The sequence below is a fragment of the Acinetobacter sp. WCHA55 genome, assembly GCF_002165305.2.
Lineage (GTDB): Bacteria > Pseudomonadota > Gammaproteobacteria > Pseudomonadales > Moraxellaceae > Acinetobacter.
This window is the reverse complement of record NZ_CP032286.1, coordinates 1,126,153-1,146,624: the sequence shown is the minus strand read 5'-3', so window position 1 is coordinate 1,146,624 and position 20,472 is coordinate 1,126,153. Positions and strand designations below refer to the sequence as shown.

The 20,472-nt window shown below is 41.0% G+C and carries 19 protein-coding genes and 6 tRNA genes; 6 read left to right on the top strand and 19 right to left on the bottom strand.

Going from position 1 to position 20,472, the window contains the following annotated elements; all coding sequences use genetic code 11:
• Positions 1-307 precede the first annotated feature (307 nt).
• The 3 genes from ahpC (at position 308) to CDG62_RS08355 (ending at position 2,507) form a co-directional block, all read left to right on the top strand.
• On the top strand, positions 308-871 hold the full coding sequence (ahpC, locus tag CDG62_RS08365; protein WP_004982189.1) for an alkyl hydroperoxide reductase subunit C: 564 nt from the start codon (positions 308-310) through the stop codon (positions 869-871).
• 204 nt (positions 872-1,075) lie between these two features.
• On the top strand, positions 1,076-1,807 hold the full coding sequence (gene gloB, locus CDG62_RS08360) for a hydroxyacylglutathione hydrolase (protein WP_087526498.1): 732 nt from the start codon (positions 1,076-1,078) through the stop codon (positions 1,805-1,807).
• A 496-nt stretch (positions 1,808-2,303) separates the two neighbouring features.
• Positions 2,304-2,507 carry a hypothetical protein gene (locus CDG62_RS08355; protein ID WP_004696295.1) on the top strand — a complete coding sequence of 68 codons (204 nt, stop codon included), beginning with the start codon at positions 2,304-2,306 and terminating at the stop codon, positions 2,505-2,507.
• 128 nt (positions 2,508-2,635) lie between these two features.
• Here CDG62_RS08355 and CDG62_RS08350 read toward each other — a convergent pair.
• The 8 genes from CDG62_RS08350 to CDG62_RS08315 form a co-directional block, all read right to left on the bottom strand.
• A tRNA-Leu gene (locus tag CDG62_RS08350) sits at positions 2,636-2,720 on the bottom strand.
• Between the two features lie 33 nt (positions 2,721-2,753).
• Positions 2,754-2,827 (bottom strand) — tRNA-Trp (locus CDG62_RS08345).
• Positions 2,828-2,862: 35 nt separating this feature from the next.
• Positions 2,863-2,947 (bottom strand) — tRNA-Leu (locus CDG62_RS08340).
• A 189-nt stretch (positions 2,948-3,136) separates the two neighbouring features.
• Positions 3,137-3,221 (bottom strand) — tRNA-Leu (locus tag CDG62_RS08335).
• 33 nt (positions 3,222-3,254) lie between these two features.
• Positions 3,255-3,328 (bottom strand) — tRNA-Trp (locus CDG62_RS08330).
• 35 nt (positions 3,329-3,363) lie between these two features.
• Positions 3,364-3,448, bottom strand: a tRNA-Leu gene (locus tag CDG62_RS08325).
• Between the two features lie 107 nt (positions 3,449-3,555).
• Entirely contained in the window at positions 3,556-4,380 is an 825-nt protein-coding gene (locus CDG62_RS08320; RefSeq protein ID WP_087526499.1) for a serine/threonine protein kinase, read from the bottom strand.
• Positions 4,355-5,866 (bottom strand): DUF3336 domain-containing protein, encoded by a 1,512-nt coding sequence (locus CDG62_RS08315; RefSeq protein ID WP_087526500.1) that lies wholly within the window; start codon positions 5,864-5,866, stop codon positions 4,355-4,357. The genes CDG62_RS08320 and CDG62_RS08315 overlap by 26 nt, the downstream gene beginning before the upstream one ends.
• A gap of 205 nt (positions 5,867-6,071) precedes the next feature.
• Here CDG62_RS08315 and CDG62_RS08310 point away from each other — a divergent pair, with 205 nt between their 5' ends.
• Positions 6,072-6,944: an ATP-binding protein gene (locus tag CDG62_RS08310; protein ID WP_087526501.1), complete on the top strand. Its 873-nt coding sequence runs from the start codon at positions 6,072-6,074 to the stop codon at positions 6,942-6,944.
• Positions 6,945-7,108: 164 nt separating this feature from the next.
• On the opposite strand, the gene CDG62_RS08305 is transcribed toward CDG62_RS08310, so the two are convergent.
• On the bottom strand, positions 7,109-7,777 hold the full coding sequence (locus CDG62_RS08305) for an isochorismatase family protein (protein ID WP_087526502.1): 669 nt from the start codon (positions 7,775-7,777) through the stop codon (positions 7,109-7,111).
• Between the two features lie 545 nt (positions 7,778-8,322).
• A complete protein-coding gene (gene tsaD / locus CDG62_RS08300) occupies positions 8,323-9,339 on the bottom strand; it encodes a tRNA (adenosine(37)-N6)-threonylcarbamoyltransferase complex transferase subunit TsaD (protein ID WP_087526503.1) in 1,017 nt (338 codons plus the stop codon).
• A gap of 145 nt (positions 9,340-9,484) precedes the next feature.
• Here tsaD and rpsU point away from each other — a divergent pair, with 145 nt between their 5' ends.
• Both rpsU and CDG62_RS08290 read left to right on the top strand, forming a co-directional pair.
• A complete protein-coding gene (gene rpsU, locus CDG62_RS08295) occupies positions 9,485-9,700 on the top strand; it encodes a 30S ribosomal protein S21 (RefSeq protein WP_001136722.1) in 216 nt (71 codons plus the stop codon).
• A 33-nt stretch (positions 9,701-9,733) separates the two neighbouring features.
• Positions 9,734-10,180 (top strand): GatB/YqeY domain-containing protein, encoded by a 447-nt coding sequence (locus CDG62_RS08290; protein WP_087526504.1) that lies wholly within the window; start codon positions 9,734-9,736, stop codon positions 10,178-10,180.
• Between the two features lie 169 nt (positions 10,181-10,349).
• Here the strand turns inward: CDG62_RS08290 and CDG62_RS08285 are convergent, their stop codons facing one another.
• From CDG62_RS08285 to gspL, 9 genes are all read right to left on the bottom strand, one after another.
• A complete protein-coding gene (locus CDG62_RS08285; protein ID WP_087526505.1) occupies positions 10,350-11,789 on the bottom strand; it encodes a M48 family metalloprotease in 1,440 nt (479 codons plus the stop codon).
• 84 nt (positions 11,790-11,873) lie between these two features.
• Entirely contained in the window at positions 11,874-12,842 is a 969-nt protein-coding gene (locus CDG62_RS08280; protein ID WP_087526506.1) for a 2-hydroxyacid dehydrogenase, read from the bottom strand.
• Between the two features lie 2 nt (positions 12,843-12,844).
• Positions 12,845-13,510 carry a hypothetical protein gene (locus tag CDG62_RS08275; RefSeq protein WP_087526507.1) on the bottom strand — a complete coding sequence of 222 codons (666 nt, stop codon included), beginning with the start codon at positions 13,508-13,510 and terminating at the stop codon, positions 12,845-12,847.
• 121 nt (positions 13,511-13,631) lie between these two features.
• The gene (locus tag CDG62_RS08270) at positions 13,632-15,518 is read right to left on the bottom strand and encodes a M48 family metalloprotease (protein ID WP_162904019.1); all 1,887 of its coding nucleotides are present in this window, start codon (positions 15,516-15,518) and stop codon (positions 13,632-13,634) included.
• An 87-nt stretch (positions 15,519-15,605) separates the two neighbouring features.
• The gene (gene purF, locus CDG62_RS08265; protein WP_087526509.1) at positions 15,606-17,141 is read right to left on the bottom strand and encodes an amidophosphoribosyltransferase; all 1,536 of its coding nucleotides are present in this window, start codon (positions 17,139-17,141) and stop codon (positions 15,606-15,608) included.
• A gap of 24 nt (positions 17,142-17,165) precedes the next feature.
• Complete coding sequence (locus CDG62_RS08260; protein WP_004696270.1) at positions 17,166-17,750, bottom strand: CvpA family protein; 585 nt, start codon at positions 17,748-17,750, stop codon at positions 17,166-17,168.
• Complete coding sequence (locus CDG62_RS08255; protein WP_087526510.1) at positions 17,747-18,757, bottom strand: quinone-dependent dihydroorotate dehydrogenase; 1,011 nt, start codon at positions 18,755-18,757, stop codon at positions 17,747-17,749. Before CDG62_RS08255 ends, CDG62_RS08260 begins: the two co-directional genes overlap by 4 nt.
• Positions 18,758-18,847: 90 nt before the next feature.
• Positions 18,848-19,327: a type II secretion system protein GspM gene (gene gspM, locus CDG62_RS08250; protein WP_087526511.1), complete on the bottom strand. Its 480-nt coding sequence runs from the start codon at positions 19,325-19,327 to the stop codon at positions 18,848-18,850.
• Positions 19,327-20,466 (bottom strand): type II secretion system protein GspL, encoded by a 1,140-nt coding sequence (gspL, locus tag CDG62_RS08245; RefSeq protein WP_087526512.1) that lies wholly within the window; start codon positions 20,464-20,466, stop codon positions 19,327-19,329. Before gspL ends, gspM begins: the two co-directional genes overlap by 1 nt.
• Positions 20,467-20,472 lie beyond the last annotated feature (6 nt).

Here is a 20,472-nt window from a genome sequence, read left to right as displayed (position 1 = left end):
TTTACGTGGTAATACAGCGAAGCGAAAGTACAGCATAATTTTTTAATTTTAACTTTTTTTCAAATATCCCCTTGAATTTTAAACCTAGGGACATCATGTCTGTAGACGAGTTGCGGAATAGATGATTTTGTCATTTAGTCATCATATTTATCATGCTAAATGAACAGAATGATCACATTCGCTGAAATAGCCTGGAGTAAGATTCGGTTTTTCCGATTCTTGTAATGTAAAAATACTGTTTCAGCAATAACAAAAATTTCGATACCCTATTCAACATTAAATACAAACCCCAATCATGGAGACAATGATGAGCTTGATTAATACTGAAGTAAAACCATTTGCAGCTACTGCATATCACAACGGTCAATTTGTTGACGTAACTGAAGCAGATCTTAAAGGCAAATGGTCTGTAGTATTCTTCTACCCAGCTGACTTCACTTTCGTTTGCCCAACTGAACTTGGTGACCTTGCTGACAACTACGCTGAATTCCAAAAATTAGGCGTGGAAATCTACGGTGTTTCTACTGACACTCACTTCACTCACAAAGCTTGGCACGACACTTCTGAAGTTATTGGTAAAATCCAATACCCATTAATCGGCGACCCAACTTGGACTCTTTCTAAAAACTTCGACGTTCTAATCGAAGCCGCTGGTCTTGCTGACCGTGGTACTTTCGTAATCGATCCAGAAGGTAAAATCCAAATCGTTGAAATCAACGCTGGTGGTATTGGTCGTGATGCTCAAGAATTACTTCGTAAAGTTAAAGCAGCTCAATACGTTCACGCTCACCCAGGTGAAGTTTGCCCAGCTAAATGGAAAGAAGGCGAAGCAACTCTTGCTCCTTCAATCGACCTAGTAGGTAAAATCTAATCTAAATTAGATTGAACACATAAAAAACCACGCTTTTTAGCGTGGTTTTTTATGGCTAAGATAACAGCACAATATGACAAAAAAGAGAAAAGTCCAGAACAATAGACACCTATCCTCTATGCGCTATACATAATTCATGACTGGAATTCAGGGCTTGTACCCGCTACATTAGAATGAATATATGCAGCTCTTTGAAGAAGAAAAATGACTTATCAAGTTCATATCATTGATGTCAAAAACCAACTCCAAAACTATATTTGGCTGCTGGAACACACCTCATCAAAGCAAGTCGTGGTGGTTGACCCCACTGAAGCAGGATTAGTTGAAAACTATTGCACTGAACATGGCCTAAGTATTGCTCAAATTTGGCTGACTCATTGGCATAAAGACCATATTGGTGGTGTCGCTGACCTGATTGCAAGTCGAAATATTCCTGTGTATGGACCACGTGAGGAATTATCAAAAATTCCTTTCATCACCCATGCATTAATGGATGATGAATATTTCTCATTTCATGATTTACAGGTTGACGTTTTAGCCGTTCCTGGCCACACACTGGGCCATATTGTGTACTTTATCGAATCCATCCAGACTTTATTTTGCGGTGACACCCTGTTTGCAATGGGCTGTGGGCGAGTGTTTGAGGGCACACATGAGCAGATGTACCATTCGCTCAACCGTTTAGCGGCTTTGCCTGCCGAAACCAAAGTCTATTGTACGCACGAATACACGCTTTCCAACGCGAAGTTTGCCAGCCATGTTGAACCAGACAATATTGCCATTCAAGAACGTTTAGACCGTGTGGAAACCATGCGCTATTTGGGTGAATGTACGCTTCCAAGCAGTATTGAAATCGAACTCGAAACCAATCCTTTTTTACGTACAGAAAATGTTGAAGAGTTTAAACGGTTGCGTGATCTGAAGGATCAGTTTTAATTGGTCTCTTTCCTTTATAGAGGCTGCTAAATAATGCAGTCTCCCATTCATGCCACATGTTCTCTTACTTGAGGTAATTAAAACGATCAGTTGGAGCTTCTACACTTAGCGTTTAAGCTCTCCAAATTTCAACCAATGCAGTTAAACCCACACGATGCCAGAATAGAATAATCACGAGCGAGGCTAGATGGTAAGACTGCCTCAAAGCACCCAGACTCTGAAAAAAATCATTACATTTCTATTTACTACAAAATATTTCTCCACAACGAAGGCACTTAATTCTAAAGTATTAAAACTCACCTCAAAATATTATTATTTTTCATCATGATAAAATTATTTTAAACAATAAAATACTCTCGCTTATGCTTTCTACACGCTTTCATCTTCGTTTAAATTGCTTTAAAAAGAGACAAAAATAAAAATATATAAAAAACCCCCTTTAAAAAAGCGTGAAATATCCCTATTAATAATTTATCAGTGAAAAAGGAATATCCTCGTGAAAAAAGTAGTGAAAGCAAAAAATCTCATCGCCTTCCGTATTTGGTTAGAGAAATTAGGTTATTCAGTCAAAACCTTAGCAGACAACCGTGGCTTTACTTTTAGCTTTAAGAAAGAATATGGACTTGTGACTTGTGACCTCGCGGGCAATAACTTAGCCATGCAGCTCGGTGAAGAATTCGAAGACCATTTGAAAGCCTAAAATTGCTCCACACTTACTTCGCGTGATGAATCAAAATTTAGCCCCTTAAAGGGGCTTTTTTTATATGAATCATCTATTAAATTTTAGGCAATAAAAAAGCAAGGCTTAATACCTTGCTTCATTACTGATGGTGGGGACGGAGAGACTCGAACTCTCACACCTTGCGGCGCTGGAACCTAAATCCAGTGCGTCTACCAATTTCGCCACGTCCCCATCAGGGTGCTAACTTTGCGTTAGACTTTAAGTTGGCAGAGGATCAAGGATTCGAACCTTGACGAACGGTTTTGGAGACCGTCATGCTACCATTACACCAATCCTCTATGGCCTTATAAATCATCTTAATTCAAATGATTTATGGTGGGGACGGAGAGACTCGAACTCTCACACCTTGCGGCGCTGGAACCTAAATCCAGTGCGTCTACCAATTTCGCCACGTCCCCAATGGCTGTGTATATTATAGCGATAGACACTATATGACAAGCGCTTTTATCAGCAATCACCCGCTTTTCTGTCATAAAATCGGCAGTTGAATCTATTTTTATACTCTATCTGTATAAAAAGGCTTTTCAGCTCTTCACTAAATTTTAGGCAATAAAAAAGCAAGGCTTAATACCTTGCTTCATTACTGATGGTGGGGACGGAGAGACTCGAACTCTCACACCTTGCGGCGCTGGAACCTAAATCCAGTGCGTCTACCAATTTCGCCACGTCCCCATCAGGGTGCTAACTTTGCGTTAGACTTTAAGTTGGCAGAGGATCAAGGATTCGAACCTTGACGAACGGTTTTGGAGACCGTCATGCTACCATTACACCAATCCTCTATGGCCTTATAAATCATCTTAATTCAAATGATTTATGGTGGGGACGGAGAGACTCGAACTCTCACACCTTGCGGCGCTGGAACCTAAATCCAGTGCGTCTACCAATTTCGCCACGTCCCCAATGGCTGTGTATACTATAGGGATCATTTTCGCATGACAAGCAATTTTTAAGAAAAACACACTCATTTGATTAAATAAGAAACAAAAACTTTATACTTGGCTTTTTCTCATTCAATTTCAGTCATTAAGCATCGTTTTGCGGTCATAACATTTTGCCATCTTTGGCTTTTTTGCTTAGCTAAAAGTCCCTTTAAAAGTGGACTAAAACACCAAAAAGGTTCAGGAAGCACTATATTCAAAGACTGACAGTGTAAGTACGCCCAATCTTGGTAGCTCGCTGCCTGCAAACGTTGATCAGTCAACCACTCAAGTAAAATGATCCCGAGTGCATACAGGTCGGTTTGTACTGTCTTTGCTTCACCATGAAATAACTCAGGTGCCATATAGCGTGGTGTCGCTGTTAGAGTCTTTTGACAGCTTATTTCACCAATTCTTTGGCTCTGCTCAAAATCAATTAACTTACATGTAGAGCCATCTAACAAAAAATGCGAAGGTTTTAAATCAGCATGAATCCAGCCCATCTGATGTAATTCTTCTACAGCATTCAACATTTTGAAGATGATATGAATAACATGATCTCGACTTAACTGACGGGAATTTGTCATAAGTAATGATTGAACATTTTTTAAGATGAGTGCGACTTTCACCCGCTCTAAGTGAAGCTGAAAATTTTCAAGGATTTGCACTTCAGGCAAGAACCTTGGCAGTTGCGGCATCGCAAGTACATGCTGATAAAAACTAAGTTCAGCATCAAATCCGTTGATTAGAACAATATGCTCTGATACCGACTGATACTTTAACCAATACCCCTGCCCTGCAACTTCAAAGCGATATAGCTTTCGCCCCCAACCCAAACGCTGAGTCTGAGTATGGAGCGACAACTCGAGCGTGTTCAATTCTTGACGATCAAACTGCCAAGAATTCGGATTCATTCATCTCTGCCGTATCTAATGCAGTTAAGACCTCTAAACAATGTTGAATGGTTTTCCCGACACGAGCATGTGTTTCAATCATTGAAATTTTTGGCCAAGTTGCACGTTCTCCTTCACGTTGTAAGAGTTTAAATAAATGTGGTCTTGGATTTTGCAGCATATAACTATAATGGCGCAGGCCATATTTCCCCACAATATTCACATCGCCATAATAACGCTGATCAACCACACCATAGCCATGATCCAGTAAACGACGGATCGGTGGAATCATCCCCACACGCTCACGGGCAAAGTCCATTACCCCTTTACTAATCACTTTACCTTGTCGGCGTACAATTCGTTCAGGCCAACTCAGCATATCTTTACGAAAACGTGCTTCATCCGACTGCATAAATGGCACCACATGCGGATTCACTTGACTAGCAATCGTATAGTTCAAATTGTATAAACGCGCCATTTTTTCTTGTGGAAAATCACTACGAACGCTGCCATCAACCCAACGCGTAGAAGACATATAGGGGGTATATAAGCCATCATGTCGTTTACTGGTGAGCTTGACTGGCGGAAATAGAATCGGCACTGCACAAGACGCGAGTACTGCACTCCATACCAATAAGTCAGGTGAAGTAAAGGTATTCATAATGCGCGGATTTTGTGAGGCGTCATAAGGTGCAACCGCGACATTGTTATACAAGCCTGACTGCTTAAAGGCCTCTTCAAAGGTAGCGTCACCCAAATTTGCAATTAAAAAGTTTTTTAGATGTTTCACATCCGCTAAGCCGCCATTGCCCTTTAGGACTTCACGGAAACCACGAAATTGAAAAGCATCTGTGAAAAAGTTTTCACCATTTAAAATGCTCAGCATTTCTGTAGGTGTTGCTCGTCCTAGCATCGCTGTCATAATAGCGCCTGCACTTGAACCAGACAGTACTTTTGGCATTAGGTCTTGCTCAAGCAAAGCCTTGCACACACCTGTATGGAACAATCCTAATGTCGCCCCCCCTGAAAACATCATGGCTGGTTGCCCAAAAGCCTTTTGGCAGTGCTGAAAAAATTCAATTTTTTGCTGCTTATCTAAACACTGGCAATCCGTAGATGCTACAAATGCTAAACCTTGACTGACTTCTTCAATATAGTCTTCAATAATTTTCTTGGTACCGACATAGGTTGCGGTAAACAGCATGGGGTGAGCAATATTAGCAATGTCATAACTCAGACCTTCACGTAGCAAGTACATCAAATCAGTCGTACGCTTTTGTTGACGATAACGCTTTAATAACCCCAAACGATGCGTAATCACTTCTGCATCAAAATAAGGTGAACAGTTGTCATACTTCCACTCTTGCGCACCTGACTCTTCATCAATTTTAAGCGCAATACTTTTCCACTCAGTATAGTTGTCTGCCTGAGCCAATTGGTTTTTCAGTTTTTTGATTCGATAGGCTTGGTGCGGGTTGATTTCCCGTGTGAAATCTTTAAACAACATACTCATCCTCACCCACTTTTTTGTATTTTCCTAAAATTTCACTAACACACTCATCCGCCAGTCTAACTAGCTATGTGCAAATTATGTGAGCATTACCATCGCCATTTCAACCCTAAAATTGGCAAATCTATACCACTTTAAGGGTTTGATGCGACTAGATCGAATGTTAAGATCGACGACAAGTGTAATTATAAGCTGATTAATCATGGCGACCATTAACCTACCAAACAATATCTTAGAAGCACTATCGACTGTACTCCAACAACTACAGCAAAGCCTACCAGAAGTTAAACAAGCACCTGATTTTTCAGCGATTGCCTTTAAATGGGAAAATGGCGAATTAAAAGCTATTCGCCAACTCAAACGAATTGAATTAAATGATTTAAAAGGCATTGAGCGTCAAAAAGAAAAAGTGCTGCAAAATACAGAACAATTTCTCAATGGTTTACCTGCCAATGACGTGCTGCTTACAGGTTCTCGTGGGACAGGTAAGTCCTCTATTGTGCGTGCTTTATTAACGGAATATGCAGAGCAAGGCTTAAGACTGATTGAAATTGAACGTGATGATTTATCCGAACTGCCTGAAATTCAAAAGCTGATCGCAGAGCGTCCTGAAAAGTTTATTGTGTATTGTGATGACTTGGCTTTTAACGCCGAAGATGAAAACTATCGCAGTTTAAAAAGTGTGCTAGATGGATCTTTGCAGTCAGGTTCAAGCAATTTTATTATCTATGCCACCAGTAACCGTCGTCATTTGCTGCCTGAGTTTATGCATGAAAACACGCCTGTGACTCGAGTCGACGTACCGCAGTACACTGAACTGCATCCACAAGAAGCGATTGAAGAAAAAATTTCACTCTCCGATCGTTTTGGGTTATGGCTGTCTTTTTATCCAATAGATCAAAATTTATATTTGGATATCGTGCAGCACTACTTAGCAAAAGCTCAAATCGTCATGGACGATACAGTGCGAGCCGAAGCACTTCGTTGGTGTCAGGCGCGTGGACAACGCTCTGGACGTGCAGCGTATCAATTTTCTAAACACTGGGTCGGTTCACAAAAATTAAAACAGCTTTAGATTCACAATACTGTTAAACACTTAAACGCATGAGCTATTTCAATTATTTTTGTATCTAATAGTTCAGTCTGATCAAAGAAATAACCCAAATTCTAATGCGGAATTTGGGTTATTTCATTTGAAAATATGAGGGATGAATATCAGTTCAAGTAGCTTTGATCTGATTATTGATATTTATCTAAGTGAGTTTCTGGCCCATCTCTAGAAATTTGTTGTGCTTTTGCATAACTCTCCATCAAACATTTATACTCTGGGCAGACATGATCTGACAGAATTTCAGCAAAACGCGAGCCTTCAGGACGGTTCCAAGTACGCATTAACTCTGCCACGATTGCAAATGTATCGGTTGGAATGGCTCCTGCTTGAGTAACGCGGGCAATTGATGTATCTGTAGCCATCTTGTTCCAATTTCCTGAAGCATCCACTACACAATAAACATTGTAACCCTCTTGGCGTGCACTCACCGCTGGAAATGCCATACATACACTGGTCAGGGTTCCTGCAATAATCAGTGTTTTCCTGCCCGTTTTTTTAACTTCATCTACAAATAAGGGATTGTCCCAAGTATTAATTTGTCCAGTCCGGGGTACATAAACTGCATGTGGTGCAAAGTGGTGAATTTCAGGAATTAAAGGACCATTGGGGCCATCAGGTACGGAAGCTGTGGTAATTACAGGTATATTTAATAAAGTTGCCACTTTTGCAATTGCAATCACATAATTGCGCAAGTCGGGTACAGGTACATCGCGTACGGTATTAAAAAGTCCACTTTGATGGTCTATCAATAAAATAACTGAATCATCTGGATCTAACATTCCATTAGTAGCCGCCATGGGTAACACCTCTAAATATTCTTCTAATTATGTACTTTCATTGTGGTAATGAAAGCTCCTAAGACAGACCGTCATAGCTTCGTGATTTATACGACTAAGATATTTTTAAGAAAATCTATATCTGCCTTTTATATATACTAATAAAAATTTTGCACTCAGAAAGCGAAATAGTGTTACATGTTGTGATTGACCTTCATGACTTTGAGTTTTATTCTCGCATAGCAATAAAAACTTAATAAAAATATAAATAATTATATTAATCAACATTTTAAAATCATATAAAATAAAAATTTTAATTAAATTCAGAAATGCTCATAGTTTTAATCTTTTGAAATGAATCAAAATCACAGCATACATACTTATCCCCAATTTCTATGGATAAACCTATGGGTAAATACTTTAAGCTTAGTGCTAACCTGCATTGAAGTGAGTTAAAAAATATTCTTAAAGTCTAAGCAGCGTTTTTTGGATAGCGCTGTAATAAAGACCTAAATGTAAAAAAAGCCCAACATTCAGTCGGGCTTTAAGCTTATCAAATGAGAGCCTTATACTTCACTGGGATTGGTCAACTCCGTCATTGGCCAGCGAGGTGTTGTCGTTACGGCCAAACCGTCATGCTGCCCAGCTTTTAAGCGCTGATAACCTGCAAAAGCAATCATAGCACCATTGTCCGTACAAAGTGCAGGTTCGGCATAGTAGACCTGAGCACGAATCTTGGCTAAATCTGCTTCCAAACGCTCACGCAAACGTTTATTGGCGCTGACACCACCAGCGATCACTAAACGTTTTAAACCTGTTTGCTTCAACGCTTTCACAGATTTTTTAACTAGAGTATCCACGATAGCTTCTTGGAAACTCGCTGCAATATCCGCATCACGGTTTTCGTCACCTAATTTTTTCATTTGCACAGATACGGCTGTTTTTAAACCACTAAATGAAAACTCCAAACCTTGATGCAGCATTGGACGCGGGAAGGCAAAGGCATTCGGATCACCTTGCTCCGCCAGTTTTGAAATATTTGGGCCACCTGGATACGGTAATCCCATCATTTTCGCAACCTTATCAAAGGCTTCACCTGCTGCATCATCAATCGACTCACCCAACAATTCATACTGCCCAATACCATAAGCAGCCATCAGTTGAGAATGTCCGCCTGAGACCAAAAGTGCTACAAATGGAAATTCTGGCGGCGTTTCCGATAAAAGTGGTGCCAACATATGCCCTTCCATATGATGCACACCAATTGCAGGTTTATTTAAAGCAAAAGCCAAAGTTCGGCCAAACAGTGCACCTGTCATCAGCGCACCCATCAGCCCTGGACCACGCGTATAGGCCACGGCTTCAATTTCAGATTTTTTTACACCACTTTCTTCAAGCAGTTGATTCATCAATGGAATCAGCTTACGCACATGGTCTCGCGATGCCAACTCTGGCACCACACCACCATACTCTGCATGCAGTTTAATTTGGCTGTACAGCACTTGCCCACGTAAACCCAACTCGCTGTCATAAAGGGCAAGTCCTGTTTCATCACAAGATGTTTCTAAGCCTAAAACGATCATTAAACTGCCTATAACCTGTATCAAATCTATTGCGTGAACCATTATAGACTTGTGGTATGAGATGTAAATGAGTAAAATACTGACCTTCACTTGTGATCAGGGCAATATCGCCCAGATCTTATCCATAACTTAATGAGGATTCTTCATGCCACAAGTTAAATTGAAAGAAGGCGAACCAGTAGACGTAGCTATCCGTCGTTTCAAGCGTTCATGCGAAAAAGCGGGTGTTTTAGCTGACGTTCGTAAGCGCGAATTCTACGAGAAACCAACTCAAGAACGTAAGCGCAAAAAAGCTGCTGCTGTTAAACGCTACCAAAAGAAATTGGCGCGTGAATCAGTACGTACTACTCGCCTTTACTAAGATTAATTTGTGATTGACTGCCTGGACTAAATAATGACTACTTTAAAAAGCCAAATAACTGAAGTTTTGAAAGCTACTATGCGTGCTAAAGAAATGGATAAGTTAACGGTAATTCGTAGTCTACAGGCGGCAATTAAGCAAATCGAAGTCGATGAGCGCAAAGAACTTGACGACGCTCAAGTTCTTGCGGTCATTGAAAAACAAATTAAACAACGTAAAGAATCGATCAAAGCCTTTGAAGGCGCTGGTCGAGAAGATTTAGCTAGTAAGGAACAAGCCGAACTTGAGGTTTTATCTCAATTTCTACCAGAAGCTATGACTGAGGAAGAACTTGATTCCATGATTGCGCAAACGATTGCAGCGCAAGAAGCTACTAGCATGAAAGATATGGGTAAGGTGATGAATTCTCTGCGTCCGCTCATAGCCGGGCGCGCCGATCCTTCTCAAGTTTCAGCAAAAATTAAAGCAAAACTGGCTTAATTTAAAAATCTTTAAATCGAATACGTTGAACTGACCTTAAAAAAAGGCAGTTCAAAGTTTTAGCCTCTATAAAAATTATTATTCGTCTTTTATTTTATCTATTCATTCTCAGCTTTAAAACAGATTCCGATTTGTCTCCGCTTATCCCTCTATTTACAATACCACTTCTCTACGCTCTAAATTGTCGATCTTTTTGCATTTGGGTTAAACGCATTTTAATCGTTGCAGACATTGCTTCATTATCTTTAGCTAAACGCTGAGCATGCAACAAAGATTTAATCGCCTCTTCTTCAAAGCCCGACCAAAACTGCACTTCAGCCCGATAGCGCAGAACATTAATGGTATGCATTGGCGACTTTTTATCTAAACTTGCCGCTTGCTGCATCAGTCTCCACGCATTAACATCACGCGGATTATTATTCAAAAAACGATTGAGTACAGGCTGCGCAAGCTCAGGTCGATTTTGACGAATATAAACTTCAGCCAATTTATAATTTAAAGCCCGATTTTCAGGCATGATGCTCGCAGGTGATTGGATTACAGCAAGAGCTTCATTCACCCGATTTTGTCCAAGCAAAATATCAGCTTGAATCAAGGTTTGTAGATTATGTAATTTCTGATGTGACTTAGCCTGATCTAACACTTGTTGAGCAAGCTTATAGTCACCTTGTTTAAGGTAAAAACTAGCCAAAGCAAGTTGTGCTGCATAACTATTACGACTCACCAACATCTGTAGTTGCTGTTCTGTCGCCTGATTCGAGATCACCATGGTATACAGCTTCAAGATCTCAAAATCTTCATCTCGCCAAGTAGATTTCACTTTAGGCAATTGATTCGCTCTGAGCCTTGCCTCACTCATTCGCTCAGTCGTGAGTGGGTGTGTGAACCAAAAGTCGGGTAAAAAACTCACTCGACTGGTTGCACGGTGCATCACTTCAAAAAAATCAGCCATACTTTGTGGATTGTAACCAGCGCTATACATGTATTGCATCCCTATACGGTCAGCTTCACGCTCTTGGTTACGACTATAAGACAGCTGCTTGTCCATGAGTGCGGCTTGCGTACCAACCATGACTGCTGAACCAACATCACCATCAGCTTGAGACGCAACCAAAGCACCAACCAAAATCCCTGCTAGCGCGAGTAAACCCTGCCCCTTAAACGCCTCTTGCGAACGACTGTAGTGTCGCTGTGTGACGTGTGCGATTTCATGCGCCATTACGCCAGCAACCTCATCCATATTATTGGCATTAGTAATCAAACCAGCATTTAATGCAAACAAACCACCCGGAACTGCAAAGGCATTAATTTGCGGGTCATTAATAACCACTAGACCAATCGGTTGACCAAGTTGGGTTTGACTCAAAATGCTTGAAAAAGCATTCATCAGTTGATCTTCTAGCCACGGATTTTGCGTAACAGGTAGCTGACGCTGTACTTCACGATAAACTTTTTCACCAATATAACGCTCATTATATTGATCAATAAAACCGATACCTGAACCAATCTCAGGCACATTGAACTGTGGAGCATTCGTAAGAAATTGACCTTCTGCAAAACCAACAGTCGAAATAAGACTTAAACTGCACGCACACAGAAAACGCTTCAACCCTCACCCCGACTTTATTTAAAGGAATCGAATGAATATAACATTGATAATTGAATGAAAATGCAATGAAGTGTTATCAATTTTTTATCTAAATTCAGGATTCACCAGATATTGAGGTTGACCGCCTTCCAACACTTTCACCAAGTTTTGGTAAGCTAACTCTGCCATTTTTCTACGTGTTACGGAGGTTGCTGAACCAATATGCGGCAATGTCACCACATTGTGAAGCTGGAACAGTGCTGAATCTTGCAACGGTTCTTTTTCATAAACATCCAGCCCTGCTGCAAAAATTTGCTTTTGCTCTAAGGCCTGAATAAGCGCCTGTTCATCTACCACAGCACCACGAGAAACATTTACAAAAACTGCATGAGATTGCATTTTCTTAAAAGCTTCCGCACCAATCAAGTGCTGCGTATGCGCGTTTTGATCAACCGCCACGACAATGAAGTCCGATTGCTCCAACAGCTTATCTAATTCGCAAAAACGTGCATTTAAGGGTTGTGCCAATTCTAATTTTTCTCGGCGCCCGTGATACAAAATATTCATATTGAAACCATGAAAGCCCCGTCGTGCAATTGCCGCACCAATATTTCCTAGGCCGATAATACCTAATGTTTGACCAAAAATTTCCTGACCAAATTGTGCCTGCCCAACAGTACGCGACCACTGACCTGTTTTGGTCCATTGATCTAAATATGGCACTTGGCGCGCCGCACTCATCAACAAAGTAAAGGCCAAATCGGCAGTCGTTTCAGTCAACACATGTGGGGTGTGGCTGAGCCAAATTTTTGCTTGGTTTAAGTAGTTCAAATCATAGTTGTCATAGCCAACACTGACACTAGAGATAATTTTGAGCTGTTTCGCAGTTTCTAGGTTTTTTTGATTAAGTAAACGCCCTGCACCAATCATGGCATCCGCATCCGTAACTTGCTCACGGATTTGCGTATTTACATCTCCTGCTTTCGGGTTGATGACCACCACGTGATAACGCTGCTCTAGGCGCTGTAATACCTCTGCATCAATTCGACTAAAAACAACGACTTTCTGCTTCATACCTATTCCATATTTTGTTGTTTTGCTCGCATCATGTGCCACAAGGATTTTTTAAGTAATGGCTGATCAAGCATTTCTTGTAAGCTTGCTGCTTGTGTGACTTTTATGCCATTAGCATTTGGTATAGAGCCCAATACAATAACAGTTTTACCCTGACTTAAACCATCAAAGAAACCTTGAATATAACTCTGAACACCGCGCCCATCTTGGAAATTCAACAAAGGAAAAGGCCAATTTAGCGCATACTTTTGCGCAGGTAAGGCTTGGACAATATTTTGCCAAAGCTGTTGCTGCTCCATGCTCAATTGTGTCGCTTCAATGACCAAGGCGCAGTGCTCCATGGCAACAGCTTGCAACTGAAAAGTCTCAACATGGATAGCCTCTTGGACAATCTCTTCTGTTAATGCTGTAACAGTTTCTTGTTCAATCGGTTGTTTTGCAATTTCAGCAACAGGCGCTGGATGTGGAAGCTTATTCTTTACAGGTGGATGTTTAGGAATACTTTGGATTTCAGGCTGAAACTGAGGTCGCACAATGTCAGAAATGATCTCAGTTGTACTTTGATCTCGCCAGATAGATGTGGCTACATTTTGTTGAGACGGCAAAAAATCTGGAACCCACAAATCAATTCCTAAACTCGCCAAAACCTCACGCTGATGCCCGATCATCTTTTACCTTCACACTTTATTCAGTGCATATTCTATCGAGAAATGTCTAGAGATGCTGTTCTTTTCACATTTTATTCGCATTAGACAGTATGCAAATACTGAGAACCTATGGAACGCTCACTTAAACAATCATCAAGCGATTTTTCTTTTGCATTTGCTCAACGATCTCCTCACTGTCAAAACCGAGACGCCAATAGAGCAACTCCAAAACATCCTGCTCATCTTGGGTAATAATACGGTCATTCCATAAACAAATTTCAGCCACACCCAAAATACTCAAACGATCCCGCAACAGCAGCCCTGCCATATCATTTAAAATTTCAGCCAAATCAATCGGCTCGTCTGAAATTTCCGCATACTGCTCCAACTCTTGCACAGTTAAAACTCGACGCAAGATTTTCTCTCGTACTTCCAACTGTGTTTCACTATTGATTTGTTGCACATGTAACAAAGCATCAATTAAACGCACAATCTGTGGTTTAACTTCATCTAGGGCAGCAGGTGTATGTACAGGCAACAGATTCAGCTCAAACTTAACCCGTTCAAGTAGCAGTGCATCCAACAGTCCAATTTCACCGTCTTCTTGAATAATCTTCGCCAACTTTAATAAAAACTGGCGTGCAATTGTCGCTGGCATGCCACCAATATTTCGGCATGCCTCATGGAAAATTGAAATATGAACACGGCCATCTAGGTTTAACAATGAATCAACAATGGCACGACTCACCTCAGCCTCAGCAGGAATAAATTCACGGAATTGACGAATCATGAGAATCGCGACCATCAGCTCGCGTGAACCTGTTGCGGTCTGTAAAGCTCGCTGAATTAACTCTGGACGTTCAATATGTGCACGTACTTCAGGGTTAAGTGGTTTAATCGCATCTTTAATGGCAAAACTAATCGGAGATAGTCGTAATAAGGGTAAAGGCTGCGGTGAAGTCCAAGGTGCTTGGAAATCCGCGTACTGCTCCTCTAAGGAGCGAAACAAACCAAATAGCGGACGGTTGCGCAGTTTTTCTAGGTTTTCCAACTGTATATCTTGAACCAAATTTGGATTCATTTCATAAATACGCTCTTCAATGCTTGGATGAATATTCATCCAACTTTGCGCACTTAATGAGTTGGCAAAACACATGTGTGCTATCGACTCAGAATATTCACTGTGAATTTGTGAACCTGCATGATGCACATAAATACGCATCAAGGTTTGAATATTGGCATCATTTTGCATCAGACGGCGTGTTTTCATATCATTTTTCAAAGTACGCCCCCCCAACGTCAGAAACTTAATGCAGCGGGTAACCAGCACTCCCAAGCTACCAATCAGCCAGATCACTCCACCTGTTGCGACAAAAGTAGTTTCAAAACTTTGTGACTTTTTATGATGAGTTGAAAACCCTAATTTAGCAATTTTACTGCCCCACTGACTAAAGGTCGTGAGAGCGCTATATAAAATCTTTAATCGTGTATTTTCAGCGGTCTCACCGGATAAAATTTGATTAAACTCATGGTTCAATAACCCTGTCAGCTCAAGTTCATCTAAGTTTTGCAGGGCACCCCACGTTAAAATAATCACAATATCCTTGGGATAAAAACCAGCGGTCAAGGCATTCACCCCCACTTCATCGGGCAAAACATAGACAGCAGGTGTTTCAATTAAAAAAGTATCCGCTAGTTTTTCTGTAATTTTCAGTGCAATACTTTCTTCTGGCGTACTTTCAATCAAACTTAAACGTCGTGCACGCAGCTGCTTGGCCAGACTATGTCCACCTGAACGGAACACATACAACTCATATACCACGGAATAACTCATCACCAAGAGCAATAAACCAATGATATAAATACTCAAACTATGCCAAAAAATGCTTTGACTCGAATCAAAATAAAAAACCAGCAGTCCAGCCACAGTATTTAAAATAAATAGTGACAAAAGCACCGCTAGCAAGCAGATACTTGCGGACCACAACATATTTTTATTCTTTATGATTGAATAACTTACACCCTTCAATGTAAATCCCTTTTCTTACATTGTTTGAATCAATCCATCATAAATGAAAAAAGCGGGAAACTCCCGCTTTTCTCAAATCTAAATCAATTAGACTTCTTTCACACCCGTCAAATCAACGGAAGCTGCATCAATATTGACATCAATATAGCTGTCTTTCTTTTTCGATGTTTCACGACGTTTTGCTTGTAATTCATCTAAATAAGCTTCATCAATACCGCCAGCAATATATTTACCATCAAATACCGAGCAATCAAACTCTTGTAAATCTGGCACTTTGCTCGTGCGCACAGCTGCTTTTAAGTCTTCCAAATCTTGGAAAATTAAACGATCTGCACCAATAATTTCACGAATTTCTTCAACTGTACGCTCAGATGCAATCAGCTCTTCTTTTGCTGGCATATCAATGCCATATACGTTTGGATATTTCACCATCGGTGCAGCAGAAGCAAAGAATACTTTTTTCGCACCCGCATCACGTGCCATTTGGATGATTTCGTTACACGTAGTACCACGTACAATCGAGTCATCCACCAAAAGTACATTTTTACCTTGGAACTCAAGTTCAACAGGATTCAACTTTTGACGGACAGATTTTTTACGCAATTGCTGACCTGGCATAATGAAAGTACGGCCAATGTAGCGATTCTTCATAAAGCCTTCGCGGAACTTCACGCCCAGCATATTTGCAAGTTCAAGTGCAGAGGTACGTGAGGTATCTGGAATTGGGATCACGACATCGATATCATGCTCTTCACTCCACTCCGTCAGGATTTTCTGAGCAAGTTTTTCACCCATTTTTAAACGTGCTTTGTAGACTGAAATACCATCAATGATTGCATCTGGACGCGCAAAGTAAACATATTCAAAAATGCATGGGCGGTATTCAGGCGCTTCAGCACACTGCTTAGTAAACATCTGCCCTGTTGAGTCGATAAAGATCGCTTCACCCGGTGCAATATCACGCTCAACTTTAAAGCCAAGAGCAGTAATAGCGACAGACTCAGATGCAATGATGTACTCCATACCTGCATCAGTTTCACGGGAACCGTAAATTAGAGGACGAATACCATTTGGATCACGGAAACCCACTAAGCCATGCCCAGTAAGCATCGCAACTACAGCATAACCGCCTTTACAGCGCTCATGTACTTTGCTGACTACATGAAAAATATCGTCTGCTGTAGGCATCAATTTGCCGCGTTTTTGCAACTCATGCGCAAACACGTTTAACAGTACTTCTGAGTCTGAATCCGTATTCATATGACGTAAGTCTGTTTTGAACAGATCGTCATGAATTTCTTCAGCATTGGTTAAGTTACCATTATGCGCTAACGTGATCCCGTAAGGTGAGTTCACATAGAAGGGCTGCGCTTCAGCACTACTCGATGAACCCGCCGTAGGATAACGCACATGCCCAATACCATAATTACCTTGTAATGCACGCATATGGCGAGTGTGGAACACATCACGAACCATACCATTGTCTTTACGTAAGAATAAACGACCTTCGTGGCAGGTTACTATCCCAGCTGCATCTTGCCCACGATGTTGTAACATCGTTAATGCATCAAACAACATTTGGTTAACAGCTGATTTACCAGCTATACCAACTACTCCACACATAGCAACCTCGCAGACAAGCTAGGATTAATAAAAAGGATTATTTGTTGACTCACCCTGTCCCTCAGCATTTTTCGAGGAAATTTTCGGTGAAGAATCTGAAGATACATGTGTATCTTTAGACTTGATATGTGACATCGCCTCGCTTGCAGCCTCTTTAGAAAGCTCCATCGCCCAAGGTGCGTAAGGCAAAAGTGTTTGGACAAACTTGGATTGCCTCCAATATGGAGAGCTTTCAACCCAAGAACCCACACCTTGCATCGTAATCAGAACAATTAACAACCCTTTTAATGAACCAAAAGCACCGCCGGCTAATCGATTCAAAGGCCCGAGTTTTAAACTCTTCAATATGTTATTCAGTAATGCAGTGACAATCCACGTCAAAACCACAATAACCAATACAATAAATGCAAAAGCTGCAATTTTTTGAACCACTGGATCTTCACTGAGTGAGACCATCGAAGGTGCTAGGACACTTGCGAATTTAGCACCAACAATCAGCGCTAAAATCCATCCTATCAAGTTCGCAAAGGCTTTAACAAATCCTTGACGCAAACCGTTGAGCCCTCCAATGAGCAATACAATCAATATGAAGATATCAATGGCATTCATGTTGTTTTCATTGCAGAGACGCAGTCTTGAATTAAGGTTGGTCCTGTATAGATAAGGCCACTATAAACTTGTACAAGGTTTGCCCCTGCATTTTGTTTTGCAAGTGCCTGTTCACCCGACAAAATCCCACCCACACCAATCAAAGGAATCTGACCTTTTAAAACCTCAGCAAAAGCTTTTAAACACGCTGTGCTTTTCTCAAACACAGGCGCACCAGATAAACCACCCGCTTCATCACCAAAAGGTAAGTTTTCCACCCCTTCACGAGACAAAGTCGTATTGGTCACAATCAGACCATCAATTTTAAACTGAAGCAGTTGTTTCGCAATAAATTGAATATCTTCCGCTTCCAAATCTGGTGCAACTTTTAGTACCAGTGGTACATAGTGCTGTTGCTCTTCAGCTAATTCTAACTGACGTTTTTTCAGTGTTTCTAGCAGTTCGGTTAAAGCATCGCCACTTTGCAAACTACGCAGGTTTTTAGTATTTGGAGAAGAAATGTTAACGGTAATATAAGACGCATAGTTATAGACTTTTTCTAAACAAATCAGATAGTCATCTACTGCTTTTTCGACTGGGGTATCCGCATTTTTGCCGATATTAATCCCTAAAACACCTTTAAACTTTGCTGCTTTGACATTTTCAATCAGTTGATCCACACCAGCGTTGTTAAAACCCATACGGTTAATAATTGCTTTAGCTTGTGGGATACGGAATAAACGCGGCAGAGGATTACCCTGCTGTGGACGTGGAGTAATGGTTCCAATTTCAATAAAACCAAACCCTAGACCTGCCAACGCATCAATATAAGCACCATTTTTATCTAGACCAGCAGCCAAACCTACAGGATTAGGGAACTCGATGCCCATACATGTCACCGGTTTAGCCGCTATATTTTGACGCATTAAGCCTAGCTTATGCGTTGATTTCAATAGCGATAGTGTTAGCTCATGTGCACGCTCTGGTGCTAAAGTAAACAACAAAGGGCGGGCAAGAGAATACAACATATCTGTAAAAGTCTACTGCTTTTTAAGTCGCCATATTATAGGCATAGCCTCGCTAAAACACCATGCTTCGTCTGGCTTTATTTTTAGCGATTATTTCACGCTAGCTGATAATTTAATCTGCCCTGCATCTGAGACCAACTCCATTTTTTCAATACTCAAGCCATTTTGCGTTAGTTGGGTCAAAAAGTTAGCCAACACCACATAGTTTGCATGGCTTACCACCAACTGAATTTGTTCAGCATTTTGCTGCGAAGCAACCGATAAGCCCTGCTGCTGTGCAATACGCTGGATCTGCTCCATCGAAGTCAGTTGACCATCTGAGCTCGACTTCATAGTGACTGCATTGCTCTGCATCCATGTCATGGTTTCTTTGAGCTGATTCACGCGTTTTTGCTGTTTTTCTGCCGCAGCATGGGTATACCAAAGTGCAGCCCCTATCGAGCTCACCAATACAAAAATAACCAAGAAAATAGCCAATATACGGTCGCGCGGTGTAAGACGATCAAAATAAGTGCTGATCAGCTCTAAACGTTGATCCAAAACAGTTTGTAAATTTTGTATGGCTTTCATTATTGTATTTTCACCATTCCAATTGCCCCACCCGTGGTCGGCTGAATATTGCCTAATTCAACCTGAAAACCTTGTTGATTAAGCTGCTGAGTGAGTGTTTGTAAAGCCTCTGCCGAGTTAGCTTTAAGTTGCATATTTAAGCTATTTGCTTCATACACCACCTGATTTGCCACAATTTGCTGTTGCATGAGCACAGGCCCAACACGACTTAATAGAGACAAAGCTTGAGCATCCGCTTGTTTATTCATATTGAGTTGATATTCAAACTGGCTCCGCAGCGTTTGTTCAGTCACAGGATAATTCGCACCAAACCAATATTTAAATTGATCGACCGCCTGAACAGCCACTTGCTCTGCAAGCTTTTTATTTTGATACCAACGCGTCGCATCGTAGGTCAGCTGGGTCACAATCAACGCAGCCAATACCGCTACGCAGGCTTTCCAATAGCCCGTTGCAACATGTTGCTCTTTCACCTTAGGCAAAAGATTCCATGGATGTTGTTTTGCTCTTGGCAATACCGCCCATTCATAATGAAAAGACTCAAGTTGCTCCTGTGTCACACTGGCGTTTATGCTATGCATGTGCGAAGCACTAAAGTTACAAATCTTATATTTTTGATTGGCTGTTTGATAATCTAAAAATACAGCAAGATCATCAATTGATCCGCCCAACCAAGCATTAGAGCGAAACAGAAGTCGTCCTTCAACATAACCCAAGACTACCTGTTCTGCGTCAGGTACAGGCAAAATCAGAAAATCAGGCAATAGACTGACCAGCTTCACAGGAATCAAACTCAAAGCATGCTGTAAAGTCTCTAAACGATGCTTTGAAATACCCAAAACAGTGAGTTGCTCAGGTGCTTGAAAGTGATGTAATACTTTCATCTGATCGATTGAGCTCAATATATATTCTTCCAGCAAATACTTCACACCTTCAGCCCCCAACTGCTTGTATTGGGCCTTAGGCATATTTTGCTGAATGATTTGCACATCACGGCTTGGAAAGAAAATAGTTGCTTCCTCACCATGATGCGCTTGTATATCTTGAATCAATTGCTCAAGTGTATAAGCAGATTGCCATCTTTCCCCTGTAGACCAGTGCCATGTTCCATCGGCTTCGGGCATCCAAATTTGCAACATGTATTA